At 51.7% G+C, this 13,965-nt stretch carries 10 protein-coding genes and 2 pseudogenes; 6 read left to right on the top strand and 6 right to left on the bottom strand.

Features of this window, described 5'->3' with window-relative positions:
- Positions 1–3: 3 nt before the first annotated feature.
- Positions 4–1,044, bottom strand: coding sequence for a DUF1176 domain-containing protein (locus EXN22_RS18690; protein ID WP_165392238.1), 1,041 nt, complete (start codon positions 1,042–1,044; stop codon positions 4–6).
- Between the two features lie 222 nt (positions 1,045–1,266).
- Between EXN22_RS18690 and EXN22_RS18700 the strand changes: the two genes are divergently transcribed.
- Positions 1,267–1,860, top strand: a complete 594-nt coding sequence (locus EXN22_RS18700; RefSeq protein ID WP_130265466.1) for a LysR substrate-binding domain-containing protein — start codon at positions 1,267–1,269, stop codon at positions 1,858–1,860.
- A 61-nt stretch (positions 1,861–1,921) separates the two neighbouring features.
- Here EXN22_RS18700 and EXN22_RS18705 read toward each other — a convergent pair whose 3' ends face one another.
- Entirely contained in the window at positions 1,922–3,043 is a 1,122-nt protein-coding gene (locus tag EXN22_RS18705) for an acyltransferase family protein (RefSeq protein ID WP_130265467.1), read from the bottom strand.
- 348 nt (positions 3,044–3,391) lie between these two features.
- Positions 3,392–3,532 (bottom strand): annotated as a pseudogene (locus tag EXN22_RS18710) (LysR family transcriptional regulator); the annotation flags it as partial.
- A gap of 887 nt (positions 3,533–4,419) precedes the next feature.
- Here EXN22_RS18710 and EXN22_RS18715 point away from each other — a divergent pair.
- The 3 genes from EXN22_RS18715 to EXN22_RS18725 all read left to right on the top strand — a co-directional run bounded on the left by EXN22_RS18715 (position 4,420) and on the right by EXN22_RS18725 (position 8,488).
- Positions 4,420–5,016: a hypothetical protein gene (locus EXN22_RS18715; protein ID WP_130265469.1), complete on the top strand. Its 597-nt coding sequence runs from the start codon at positions 4,420–4,422 to the stop codon at positions 5,014–5,016.
- A complete protein-coding gene (locus EXN22_RS18720; RefSeq protein WP_130265470.1) occupies positions 5,013–6,050 on the top strand; it encodes a DUF262 domain-containing protein in 1,038 nt (345 codons plus the stop codon). Before EXN22_RS18715 ends, EXN22_RS18720 begins: the two co-directional genes overlap by 4 nt.
- 485 nt (positions 6,051–6,535) lie before the next feature.
- Positions 6,536–8,488, top strand: coding sequence for an AAA family ATPase (locus EXN22_RS18725; protein WP_130265471.1), 1,953 nt, complete (start codon positions 6,536–6,538; stop codon positions 8,486–8,488).
- A 174-nt stretch (positions 8,489–8,662) separates the two neighbouring features.
- Here EXN22_RS18725 and EXN22_RS26450 read toward each other — a convergent pair.
- From EXN22_RS26450 to EXN22_RS18740, 3 genes and pseudogenes are all read right to left on the bottom strand, one after another.
- Positions 8,663–8,869: pseudogene (locus EXN22_RS26450) on the bottom strand (lysis protein); the annotation flags it as partial.
- 78 nt (positions 8,870–8,947) lie between these two features.
- Positions 8,948–10,609 (bottom strand): ATP-dependent nuclease, encoded by a 1,662-nt coding sequence (locus tag EXN22_RS18735; RefSeq protein WP_165392239.1) that lies wholly within the window; start codon positions 10,607–10,609, stop codon positions 8,948–8,950.
- Between the two features lie 31 nt (positions 10,610–10,640).
- Entirely contained in the window at positions 10,641–11,789 is a 1,149-nt protein-coding gene (locus tag EXN22_RS18740) for a tyrosine-type recombinase/integrase (RefSeq protein ID WP_130265473.1), read from the bottom strand.
- Between the two features lie 66 nt (positions 11,790–11,855).
- Here EXN22_RS18740 and dusA point away from each other — a divergent pair, with 66 nt between their 5' ends.
- Positions 11,856–12,866, top strand: a complete 1,011-nt coding sequence (dusA, locus tag EXN22_RS18745; protein WP_130265474.1) for a tRNA dihydrouridine(20/20a) synthase DusA — start codon at positions 11,856–11,858, stop codon at positions 12,864–12,866.
- Positions 12,867–12,991: 125 nt separating this feature from the next.
- Complete coding sequence (tal, locus tag EXN22_RS18750; protein WP_130265475.1) at positions 12,992–13,918, top strand: transaldolase; 927 nt, start codon at positions 12,992–12,994, stop codon at positions 13,916–13,918.
- Positions 13,919–13,965 lie beyond the last annotated feature (47 nt).

Raw genomic sequence — 13,965 nt, forward strand, 5'->3', positions numbered from 1 at the left:
GGGTCAATCCTGCGAGCGCCACAACACTGGCCACTTGTCCGGCCAGCTTCCGCTGCAACTGCCCATCCGCGCCAGCGAGCGCAGCTGCATGCGCTCACCATCGAAGCGCCAGCTCTGGTCGATACCACAATCACCGATGCCACGCGACAGGATGAAACTGCTGAGCACCCCGGTGTCCGGGTCATAGCCCACCGAACCTCCGAAATCTCCCCACTGCTCCTGCGCCGCAATCGTCTCGAACTGCAAGGCCTTGGCCTGTTCAGGGTGAGCTCGCGACGTGGTGTAAAGCGCGTACTCGCAGTTGTAGGCGCCGCAACCGAAGCGAAAGCTGACCAGCGCCGTCTCCTTGCTCAAGGCATAGGCCTGGGCACTGTCCGGCGTCCAGTCCGTATCAGGGTCGCGCCAGTCATGGGCAGTCGCGGCCATGACCGCCTCGCTTATGCGCCGGGCCTCTGCTTCTTCCAGCGGCTCGGGGCGCACGAAGGGCGCCAGCTTCGGCAGCGCTGGTGCAGGCGGCACGGCGCTGTCCGGCGCATTACCGGCGCGCACCAAGGCACTGCGATGCCCCACCCGCCCCTGCACCGAATCGATCAGCAACAACGAGGCCGTCAAGCCGTTGAGCGAGCTGCCAAGTTCTCCATCATTGCTCTGCGAGGTCAGGCGCGTGCCGTTGCGCAAGGCCTTGAGCAAGGCCATGGCCTGCTCACCGCTGGCGAGCCAGAACACCACGCCATCCTCTTGCGCATCGCTCAACGGCAGCACCAGAGGCTGGCCATCGAGCTGCAACGGCGCCTCCAGCGAGCTTCTGCTGTAAATGGTCAATTGCAGCTGGCCATCGATGCCGGCCCCTCGCACCACCTGAATGCCAAGCGGCATGTCCGCCTGGGTATCGGCCGCCAGCGCGGTGCATTGGCGGGTGTTGTCACAGCTCACTATCCAGTCCTTGAGGTGCTGGTACAGCGGTACCGGTTCTGCAGTCGTGGCCTGGGCAATGCAAGGCAAGGCCAGCAGGGAGAGAAAGGCTGCATGCAAGGGGGCGCTCATGGTGAATTCCGTTTCGGGTGGACGGCATATTCTAGCGCTGGGCCTCCTGAAAGTACTGCTCCATGCTGATGCCGCCATAGCTGTAGGCGGTTGCCCTGACGTCGATCTGATGGATATTGGAGTGCGGATGGACATTACCGATCAATTCGGCGAGCGCCGCATACGCCGCCTTCTGGTCTGCCCATGTTCAAGCAGTGATCTACCGGCAATGAACCAGTCAGCGTGAGGGTGATAGCGGACCATCATCAAGGTTCGTTCAGCCTCCTTGTCGAGCAAGGCGCCGGTGAGTTCCATCACCGTGCTTACCCGCGCCTTCGCCTGCATGTCTCGATCCGCAAAAGCGCCGAGATTGAACAACGAGCTGGTGCCGATGAGTTCGACCTGGGCATTGCCATGCGCGTGCTCGACCCGATCAGCAGCGCCCAGCACCACCCGCTGAACCGCGAAACCCTGCACTGGGTTGCCGCCGCGGACTACCGCCTGCCTGCCAGCGGTGTGCTGCCCCTGGTGGTACTGCCTGCGGATTGTGCGCTGCAGCGCTACGCGCTCAAACGCCTGGAACAGAACCACGTGCCCTTCACCCTCGCCCACTCCGCCTCGGGCATCGCCGGCCTGCAGATGGCCGTGGCAGCAGGGCTGGGCATGGCGTGCGTCAACGCATCGGTGATCACTGCCGGCATCGAGCCACTAAAGGCCAGTCAAGGCCTGCCGACCTTGCCCGAAGTGGAGTTCTCGCGGGTGGCGCCGCGTGCCGATGAACGTGCATTGATTGCTCAGGTGCGCGATGTTCTGATTGGGGAACTGGGCCACCGTTAGCGGCTAATGAGATTTCGCGTGTAATCACATCTCGCCAAAGTCATCAACTCGTCTGCGCAGGTCAGTTGAGTGCCAAACCGCCTGATAGTTTTGATTCTGTCGACATATGCTTCTTGATTTTCCGTCTAGCGGGTTCCTCAATCAGGTAGTACCCGAGCGCCGACAGCAACGTCAGACAAATAAAGGCAGTCAGGGTCAGAATCTTGCCATTCGCCAATGCGGGAAAGGCATTGATCAGACGGTCATGGAAAGAGACCAGGAAGAACAAGATGAGTGCCTGAAATGAATAGAAACAGTAACTAACCTTGCCGAACCAGACGAATAGAGAGCGTGACAATATCCAGGTTATCGGTCCGCGCCCGACGGCCAGTGTGTAGATCGTCAACGCTACCACCGGCATGACAATCCAATGATGACCGGTGTAAATAGGCATCCAGCCACCGACGACGCCAAGATAGATAAACATGACAAGCATCGCCGCCAGTTGTACCACCCAGATCGTTGCAGGCGCCCGCCACTTTTTGACAATCAAATACAGGCAGGCCCCCATGACAAACTCGGGAAGGCGGAATATCGGCATTGCATAAAAAACTGGCAGGCCGTAGCCTTCGAACAGCTTGACAGACAAACCTGCCATTAATGAAGCGATGTAGAGCCCCACTAAAAGCCAGAGAACGCCACGCTTGGACAACCTGTTCAAATAGGGTACCAGCGCCGGAAGAAGCGCATAGCAGAACACCTCAACGGAAATGGACCAGCTACCGCTATTATTCCAGTACCCGAACAACTGCGGGAACCAGGCTTGAATGATGAAAATATTCGCAAAAAAAATAAATGCCGCCTTGAGCGTATTCAACCCTATTTCCGACCAGGCACCATCAAAGCTCAGGCCCAACCACGGCAACGTGATCAAGCCGGCGACAAAGTAGATGGGGTATATTCTGGCAAAGCGATTGATAAAGTACTGTTTTACCCCACCCGAGAGCGCTGAATAATTAAACATCAACAGGTAGCCGGACAGCATAAAAAACACACTCATGCCTACCGCGCCCTGCTCGATAATATTTTTCAGGAACGGAATCTGAGTCACAGGCCATCGTATTTGAATATGAAAAACAAACACATACAGCGCTGCAACAAACCTTAGCCCGGTCAAGGACAAGATTTCGCGATGTTGACCCACATTCCACCCCTTGCTATCAACCTACCGGCCCCGACGATGCACAGCTGGCAGCACGTTCAAAGCCGCGAATTGTATAGCAAAAACGGGCTTGCATTGACGACTTCTGCAAATCTGATGGCCGTTATGCACTGCTACACCCCGCGCCTGGCAGAGAACCTGCAGTGAGGCTCCGACGCACGGGAACCGGCCACGGCAGCCGTGCTGCCGATCGTGTAGTGCAGCATCGCTGCGCAGTACAGGCGGCGCTGGCTGGACGCGCTCACTCATGAGCTGGTTCGAAAGAAGTTAACGGGTGATCAACAGTACTGATTATCTCTTGGGAGGAAGTAGCCTTTAACAACCACATTCTCGAAAATCCAAGCGCTCCTCCAGATTGCTGACCTTGTGGCTTACCGTTGACTTAGGCATCCCCAAAATGCGCCCTGCGGCAGCAAACCCTCCGTGCTCCACCACCCGCAGGTACACATACCACTCGTTTAGATCAATCATTTGACAAACTCTGAACGTTTCATTGATGGGACTATGAGACCCGAAACGCCAAGCAACTGCGTTGCCCATTATTACTAAAGTAGCAATTTATCAGAGGAGGAAGTGCGATCTAATGAATCGCTTTGAGAATAGTGAGCCCCATTAATGGAACAGTGCGTCCACCTGGTGAATCAGCTTGCAAACGTGTATTAACTCGCTCACCGCCCTGAAAGAAAATCCTTTGCTCGCGAGGAAAGGTACTTACTGCAAACCCTACTTTAATTAAAACGATTGAACACACACGCAGTAGCGTTAGTACGCGCCAAGTTTTAAACAGCACGGGATTGATAATGTTGCAGATCTCACGGCTCGACAGCCCGAGGCCATGACTGACTCGCACGGTCTCTCGTCACGTCGCTTAAACGTGGTCAGCCTGCCGACGGGCGAATGTCCGGGAGTCTTGATAGACTAGCCACCTTTGTTTTTGATCCGGAACTTGGCCAGACCCAGCCTGCCAACGATCCCGAAAAAAGCGCCCGGAAATGGTACGGAACACGTCGTCGAAAATGCCCCTAGAATCCGCCTCAACCCCAGTAAACCCGCGCCCTGAGCCGTCCCGCCGGTTCAACGTTGCACCGATGATGGATTGGACAGATGCCCCCTAAAAGCCTTTCAATTCGCAACCGTTAGGCGCCACTGTTCAGAGTCTGTACCACTTTTGTACCATCAACCCAATCACTCGACCGTCACTTTTACCCATAATCGCTAGCCGTCCTCCTTCCCACGAGCGCAGATTTTTAAGGAGACTACTGGACAAGTCAATGCGTCAGCCCGTAGGTTAGGCGTTTATGCCACTATCTTGATGGCAACCCAGCTAGTACAACATTTGACTTCAACGGACAGAGGTTATGGATTTAGCTGAACTTCAACAACTTATACGCAACTCCAAACCAGAAGATTTTGTTATAAACAATATCCTCTCCAACGACTGCCCTCATTTCAAACCAGAGCAACTGGAGCACGTACGAAAATCCATAGCCGAGGTTACCGGAATAAACATAAAGGACAATGAGATTTATGTAGTAGGTTCGGCAAAGTTGGGTTTTGGACTGCATCAAAAGACAAAAAGAGATGGGGAAATTCTTCCGGCATTCCGGCCTTTCAATGCCGACTCGGATATTGATATTGCATTCGCATCGGCGGAACTATTCGATATGGTATGGCAAGAAGTATCTACCTTTGCATTCTCTCAGACTAGATTTCCAGCACGAATAAATAAGCTTGGTGATTATCTGGTCTACGGCTGGCTCAGACCCGACCACTTCCCTCGAGACACTCGACTTCTAAATTACGACCGCTGGAACGACAAAGTTCGCTCCCTTGGCCGTGACCAATTACTAGGTCGACGAAAAATCAGCGGCGCGCTTTACCGCAACGTAGAGTTCGTTACCAAGTACCAAGCGCGCGGAATAAATACTTGTAAAAAGCTTCTGGAGCTCTCATGAAAACCTCATCGACCAACAAGAAAATTCGCGAACTTATCGCATCGGTCAAGGCTGAAAAAATAATTCCTCGCCCAGAATTCCAACGCCGCCTTGTATGGTCTAGAGATGACAAAAATCACTTTATTGACAGTATTATAAACGGTTTCCCTTTTCCTGAGATTTATGTTGCCGATGGAGAGGTAGACCTTGATAGCGGAGACGGATCTCAACTACTAGTAGATGGCTTGCAGCGCATTAGCACTTTGGTTCAGTACTTTGACGGCGACCCCACCCTGCGTCTGACGACTGTTCCTAGCTATGCCGATCTAAGCGACGAGCAAAAACGCGCCTTTCTACAGTACGACGTTGCAGTTCGAGATCTAGGCACCATTAGCAAAGCACAAATTATTGAAGCATTTAAACGATTAAACGCAACGAAATACTCCCTGCTTGACATAGAAGTCAACAACGCAATATACAGCGGAAAGATCAAGAAATTCGCCGAGGATCTTTCCCTTGGTTCATTTTTCACAAACCACAGCATATTCAATGCGCTAGACTTTAAGCGTATGGGAGACCTTAGGTTCACCCTATCCATAGTAGGGACAATGATTCAAGGCTACTTCAATAGGGATGACGCCTTTGAAGATCTCTTGAGTCGCTATAATGATGATTTCCTGATTGAGAATGATATCAAGGTCCGATTTGAAAGAGCCACCAACTTCATAGAAGAGTGCGCATTCCCCGATAGAAGTCGCGCATGGAAAAAAGCGGACCTATTCACTTTAATTATTGAAATCGATCAGATACTCACTGTCATTCAGGCCCCTATCAACCCTTCTGAAGCGGTTGAGCGACTTTATCAATTTTACAACCAAGTGGAGTCTGCCGGAATAAATGAGCCGACGATTCATTCCGTTTATTACAAAGCTGCACTCCAAGCTTCCAACGACCGCATAAACCGCCTCCGCCGGGGCATAATCATTTCCGGCATTCTCCTAGGCTACATTGATCATGTAATCATGGACCTATTGCAACAGGATGGCCTAGCTTAACTACAGTCGAAGTCCCGAAAGCACGGTGATTAGCATCCGCCTTATCAGTCGGATGCGATCTGACACGGCCTAAGATATGCCCAAACGACTACCCTGTCGAAAGAGGTACTTGCTGGCAAAAACACTCAACAGGTGATCAATCCGAGCGTTGCCTCTACCCACCGCCTGGCCACTCCTTCGACCCCGCATAGGCTTGATTACCTAACCCCAGGCTGGAGGGACTTGAACTCCTCTACACAAAAGGTTCCACCGAGCTTGACTACGTACTCTCAGCTCGTTGGAACTTATTCATAGCCTTGGTCGCCAGGTCATTTCGCTCTTTAGCGCGCAGCGCGAGGTCGTCAACTAGTCGTCAGAAATGAGCGGCTTGAGCTGATCAGCATCGAGATAGCTTGATGATCACCACCATGATGCTTGCGAATGGAGTTAGGAATGGTCCTATACTTGCTGGTACCAGCAAGACAAGCTAAAAAGGACCAACGCAAATGAAGCTGAGCTTTTACAGACCATACAAGTCAATTCAGATATTTGAGGATGTTGAGCTTCCTGACTTTACTGTAATCACAGGTGCTAACGGCTCTGGCAAAAGCCATCTTCTAAAAGCAATCCAGGAAGAACATATTAAAATTGATGGCTTTGACCACCTTCCGCAAGGGGCCAATATAATCTGGCATGATGCAACCACTTTAGCCCCCATTGACAATCCTTGCCCACCATCATCGCAAATAGTCCAAGAGCGAGAGCAGCACTGGAATTCGCTATCCATGCTGCTATATGGACCAACCGCGAACCTAAAGATGATAACTTATCGCTGGCCGAAATTATCCAAGCTTGAAATCGAAAAACTATATAAACTCGAAGCACTTCAGCTGCTCGATTACGGAGTTGCCACCGATGAAGCCGAGAAACTGCACGAGCAAATCCAGAATACATTAAAAAACGAACAACTACGCATCGTCAACAGCTTCACCCAGCTTAACCATCCAGCAAACTCCATCCTCATTCAACATATCTTATCGAAATTCGACAAACCAATCTTCACCATCGACAGAAAAACATTTATTGACCTCTACCCAATCGATTGGCAGCCGGTAAACCTGTTCCAGCAATCCTTTTCGAGAGTTTGCTCCGAATATCAGTCCACTCTAATCACTAATGAATTCAATGCATATCGCCGCGATTTTCGAGGTGCAACAACAAATGCTTTAACGCCCACTGAATTCATAAACAAACATGGCTCTCCACCCTGGGAAATAATTAATCATATATTTGAAATTGCCGATATTAAATTTAGGATAAGCCCACCTGACGACTCCATAGATTTTGTTTACCAAGCAATGCTTACAGACACGATCACAAACGCAAAAATCAGCTTTAGCGATCTCTCATCTGGCGAGAAAATCTTAATGTCTTTCGCCTTGTGCCTTTACAACACATCAAAACCCGAATCCCACATCGCAAATCTGCCGAAAATTCTATTATTCGACGAGATCGATGCACCCCTTCATCCCTCAATGACCAAGTCACTGCTCGATATTATCCAAAAAGTCTTCATCAACGAGCAAAAAATTAAAGTCATAATGACCACTCATTCCCCTTCGACTGTAGCTCTATGCCCAGAAGAGTCTATTTTCACCATGAAAAAGGAGGGAACGAAGCGACTCAGAAAAACAAACAAGGACAAAGCCTTATCATTATTGATGTCAGGTGTACCAAGTCTAAGTTTGAGCTACGAAAACAGACGTCAAGTTTTCGTGGAAAGCCATCTGGACGTAAAATACTATGACCAGATACTTCGCAAACTCAAACCAATGATACACCCAGCCATATCATTGAGTTTCATAGCATCCGGCAAAACAAAAAAAGGTGGATGTGAGCTTGTAAAGGACATTGTGTCCCAGCTATCTAAAAACGGCAATCCAACTATCAGAGGCCTAATTGACTGGGATAGAAAAAACCAATCAACCGACAACATTGTGGTCCTTGGTTCTAACAAGCGTTACGCTATAGAAAATTATCTGCTGGATCCATTGTTGATAGCCATATTGCTATTTCAGGACAAAGCCATTGACCGTCAAGACATAGGTTTAGAAGAGCATGAAGGTTCTGCCGAAATCTTAGCAATGCCTCCAGAGCGTCTACAGCGTATCGCAGACCACATTATAAATATAATCAATCCAGCTACACTCAACACAGACAGAATCAAATGCGAATACATTAGCAATCAATTTATATTCGTACCCAGGGTGATGTTAGAAATGCAAGGGCATGACCTTGAAGACTTACTTCCAGAAAAAATCCCCGCTTTACGAGGATACAAAAACAACAAAGGAATAAAAGAAACAGTACTTAAACGAGTCATAGACGAACACCCATCTTTCATACCAAAATGTTTTCTGCACGCCTTTTTATCATTGCAGAAGCCTATTACTGGTTAATATTTATTGCAGACTTCATACTTCCGCTTGAGGTCTTTTCTGTAAATTGTGAACAGATGACTCACCGCGCTTTGTGCACAGAGCAGGAGCCTTGGCTTGACTTGCAGCTCTAGACTGCGGATTAAGCGAGTGAGTCGGATGTTGACGCATCCACCTCGATCGCTCCTTTTCACTTCAGCGCGTGATAGCGCGCACGTAGGCCTGACAGGCCTTGAGGGCGATCAATCCTTTGTCGCCTCGATCGGTGATGCTGATAATTCGTTGAGCATGTCTTGGGTCAAGGTTGGCTCGAACGGCTCCATGAACCATGCCGACGCCGCTGGTGGTGGCTGGCATCCCACAGTCACCACCCTGGGTGGCGACGTCGAACAGCAAAGATATCGCCGGTACGCAGGGACTGCTCCAAGGCGTTGAGCATGGCCTTGGCTTTCTCGGGGTCGGCCACCAACCCAACAGAAGTCAACTATTCCAAAGCATTATCCGCTCAACAATCTCACTCATTTCAACTTCTAACTCAGGTCGAAATGAAAGATTCTCCCTAGAAAAAACCTCACTATACTTCACAGCTTTGTGATGCTTACCCGAATACTCAGCCGCCGAAGACAAATTATTATCTCTCAGATAATCCTGTATATAGTCATACTCCCCGATCTGCGACAAACCGATTACACCATGTACCGACTCGAATGACTCCTTTGGAATATAGTTTTCAATCTCACGACACTTACTAACCCAGACGTGCCCTCGCCCCTCATTAATTTCGCCAAGCAGCTCTGTTACCCGGTTCTTGAGCGCACCCCTTTTATTCCTTCTATCACTATCACATACAAAAATAAAATTCCTATTAATCCTCATTGCACTTACAGCTTCTTGAAGCTCAGCATCTGGTGTAGCAGCGCTTACATTAGCAAGCACGCTACCACCATAATATATAAACTGATAGTGATGCCCCTCTTTATAGGCGCCACCACCCCACAACTCAATAAATTTATTTAAATAGACTCGATCGGAAGGCCCCTCAACCCACAAAATTCCATTGGCCTGTAGAATATCACTCGCCTTAGCCCCCAAATCGTCCAACACAGAGTAGCCACGAACTAGATCGTCTAAGATAACTCCAACCGACTCTCTACCTTGTTTTCTCACATGAAGAATTTGAGCATCCTCCTCCCCATGGAACAGGTCAATCGCAACTTGAGAATGTGTGGTCAAAAAAATGTGGCACTGACTAGACTGCGCAAAAGCCAGCAAAAATGAGAATAAATTCCTTTGAAGGGATGGGTGCAGGTTATTTTCCAGCTCTTCAAATGAGAACACATAAAAATCAATACTTTTCTTTTCAAAATCCGGCCGAACCAACAAGTTAAGCAAAGTCAGAATAACTGTCTTTAACCCACTACCTGAAGCGGAAAGCGGAACCAACCCCTTCCCCTCCTCCCCAAGATAAATTTCCCACATACCATCTGAATGGCGCTGCACTACTATCTCAGTGAAAACGGTATCAGGGCTGAAAATATCGTTTAAAGCAGTTAACAATCTTATTTGAATCAAATCCCTATCTAGAGTTGAACTAGTAATATACATTTGAACAATGTTTGTCCCTCCAACACCATTCCCTGCCAAAGACAGCTCACTAGAATACTGCTCTCTAACGAGATCTCTATCAGCGTCAAGTTTTATGTGCCTAATTTTTGCATTTTTGGCTTTCTGTATAGCATTAGCAAGTCGCGTTTTCTCTCCGGGCACTAACTCCCTCAGAAAGCCTTCCGCTCTCAAAACATCTAGCGTCGTTCCTTGCTCCCGCCAAAAAACAAGTTTATCAATGAAATTACACCCATGATCGTTCCAATGGTGCCCTGGGAGCTCCCCTCCCCGCGCCATGGTTGAAAACTCTCCCCGTACTTGCTCCTCACTCAGACGCTCACAATACTCAGCACTTTCACCGATAGGGGAACTCCCCCCACGCCCACGAAAAAGGTGCTCAACAGCTTCAACAAGACTGGATTTCCCTATATTATTTTTACCAACTATCACATTAACTGGCTTTATGCACTCAAACCCCGCCCCTAACTCTTTGAACCCCTTGTAATTCCTAACCCAAAAACCAGTATCAATAGTCACAAATGTCAACCCCATCCTAGGAACATATCTTTCATCTGGATAACTTTACAGATGCATCAACTATGGACCGCAGCCACTCCCAGCCTGAATATATATCACCGCGCCCTCGAAGATGCGTGTATCGTCGCATTGAATTCCAATCCCTATGTCCTGAAACATTTGCCACACGCGGAATATCCCAATCCATTTCAAACAAACGACTAACCCCTTCGTGTCGCAGGTCATGAAAATGTAGATCATCAATTTCTAGGAATTTACAAGCCCTGGTCCAAGCAGCCGAATTCGAATCGCTATTGTAGGGAAATATCTCATCGCACTCCCGAGGCATGCTGTGAACAATCGCCCAGGCCTCATCCGGCAAATGGCACCAGACATCGTTACCGATCTTCTGCCCCGGGTTCTTCATGTCCCGAACCTTCACAGCCTGCCGCTCTTCATCCAGATCAGCCCAACGGATTCGCGTGATTTCCTCCTGGCGGCGCGTCGAGAACAGGGCGAAGGCAAGAACCTTCGGCATATTGATGGACGATGGTCGACGCTTTTGCATCTCGAAGAAGTGCTCAAGCAACTTGTCCAACTCATCCATCGCCGGCCGACGATCGCGCTCACGGCTTTTCATGTTGTACCCGAGCTTCTTCAACACGGTACGAGCATCACCCATGGCATGGGGTTCCACCTCGTACCCCCAAGCAGGCCGAGCCACTGATAACACTGACCCGAGGTGTGCGAGATCATTACCAGCCGTCTGCGGCTGCACAGCACCACCCTCGGGACTCATGCGCCACAAAGCGTAGTCGACCAGGATCTGATTGTTGATAGCAGAGTCCACTACCTCACCGAAGGGGCTCGCAGCAATGGCGAGCAACGTAGCCTTCTTGGTTTTACCTAGCGGCCGAACCTTGGCGCCTTCAACCAGGTACCGGTCAATCATCTCTCGAACGGTGTACCCCTTTCGGTTTGCCCGCTCGATCGCACCAGGCTCAGCTAGCTCTGTCTCTCGTCGCTTTGCCCAAGCTTGGGCAGCCTGCTTACGCGCGAATGTCTGGCTCTCTTGGTAAACTAGTTCCTTGTCGCGATTGATACGGATCTGGACGGTGTAGCTGGATGTGCCATCGGCCCTTTTGCGTGCTCTGATCGTTGCCATGGGAAATTGGTACACGTCGGTTTTGGATTGGTACATTGCACCAACCACTTGGCAAAAACGCCCAAAAACCCCCGAAAATTGGTACAAAACACGTTGGACGAAATGCCCTTAGAATCCGCCTCAACCCCAGTAAACCCGCGCCCTGAGCCGTCCCGCCGCTTCAGCGTTGCACCGATGATGGACTGGACTGACCGCCACTGCCGGTTCTTCCTGCGCCTGCTCTCCAGCAACGCCCTGCTCTACACCGAAATGGTCACCACCGGCGCCTTGCTGCACGGTGACGCCGAGCGCTTCCTGCGTCATAGCGAAGCCGAGCATCCATTGGCGTTACAGTTGGGCGGCAGTGTCCCGGCCGACTTGGCCGCCTGTGCCAAGCTGGCCCAGGCCGCCGGGTATGACGAGGTCAATCTCAACGTCGGCTGCCCGAGCGATCGGGTGCAGAACAATATGATCGGTGCCTGCCTGATGGGCCATCCGGCGCTGGTCGGTGATTGCGTGAAGGCGATGCAGGATGCGGTGCAGATCCCGGTAACGGTCAAGCACCGCATCGGTATCAATGGCCGTGACAGCTATGCCGAACTGTGCGATTTCGTCGGCCAGGTGCGTGACGCCGGCTGCCGCAGTTTTACCGTGCATGCGCGGATCGCGATTCTTGAAGGGCTGTCACCGAAGGAGAACCGCGAGATTCCGCCGCTACGCTATGACGTCGCCGCGCAATTGAAGGCGGATTTCCCAGACCTGGAGCTGGTGCTCAACGGCGGTATCAAGACCCTGGCCGAATGCCAGGAACACCTGAAGACGTTCGACGGGGTGATGCTTGGTCGCGAGGCGTACCACAACCCGTATGTACTGGCGGAAGTTGACCAGCAACTGTTCGGCAGCACCGCACCGGTGATCAGCCGTAGCGAAGCACTGGCCAAATTGCGCCCATACATCGCCGCGCACCTGGCCTGCGGCGGCGTCATGCACCATATCACCCGGCACATTCTGGGCCTGGGCCAGGGCTTCCCGGGGGCACGCAAGTTCCGCCAGTTGCTGTCGGTGGACATTCACAAGAGCAACGACCCGCTGGCCCTGCTCGACCAGGCCGGCGAGCTGCTGCAAGGGCGCTAGCGCCGGAACCTGTGGCCTGTTCGGCACTCGAAGGCTTATCCCCTTCGCCCCGCCTGCCAGCCAGCCCTTGAGCGGCTGGCAGCGCTCGGGTAATGTCGATCCATTGCACAGGACAGAGCACGCCCATGACTTCCAAGCTGGAACAACTCAAGCAGTTCACCACCGTGGTTGCCGACACCGGTGATATCGATGCCATCAGCCGACTGAAACCAGTCGATGCCACCACCAACCCTTCGCTGCTGCTCAAGGCCGCAGCCATGCCCGGTTATGCCGAGCTGCTCAAGCAGTCGGTCGGACACAGCAAGGGCGATGTGGGCCTTGCCTGTGACGCCTTTGCCGTGGCGGTTGGCGCCGGCATTCTCAAGGTGATTCCGGGGCGTATCTCCACCGAGGTCGACGCCCGCCTGTCCTTCGACCAACCGGCGCTGCTGGCCAAAGCCCGGCAGTTGATCGCGCTGTACGAGCAGGCCGGCATCGGCCGTGACCGGGTGCTGATCAAGCTGGCCTCGACCTGGGAAGGCATCCGCGCCGCCGAGGTACTGGAGAAGGAAGGCATCCAGACCAACCTGACCCTGCTGTTCTCCTTCGCCCAGGCACAGGCCTGTGCCGACGCCGGGGTATTCCTGATTTCGCCGTTCGTGGGCCGGATCTACGACTGGTACAAGAAATCCACCGGCAAGGAGTATGTCGGTGCCGAGGACCCGGGCGTGCAGTCGGTAACGCGCATCTACGACTACTACAAGACCAACGGTTACAGCACTGTGGTGATGGGTGCAAGCTTCCGCAATATCGGCCAGATCGAACAACTGGCCGGCTGTGACCGGCTGACCATCAGCCCCGAACTGCTGCAACAGTTGAGTGATGACCAGGGCGAGTTGCCGCGCATCTTGAAGCCTGGCAACAAGGGCGAGGCACGCCAACAACTGACGCAGAGCCAGTTCCGCTGGGCGTCCAACGAAGATGCCATGGCCACCGAGAAACTGGCCGAGGGCATTCGCCAGTTTGCCCGGGACCAGGAGAAGCTGGAGGCGTTGTTGGCGGCAAAGGCCTGATACAAATCTGGGTTTGCCAGTGAGGGGTGCTAGGTAGAGCATCTTGT

Source organism: Pseudomonas tructae (assembly GCF_004214895.1).
Lineage (GTDB): Bacteria > Pseudomonadota > Gammaproteobacteria > Pseudomonadales > Pseudomonadaceae > Aquipseudomonas > Aquipseudomonas tructae.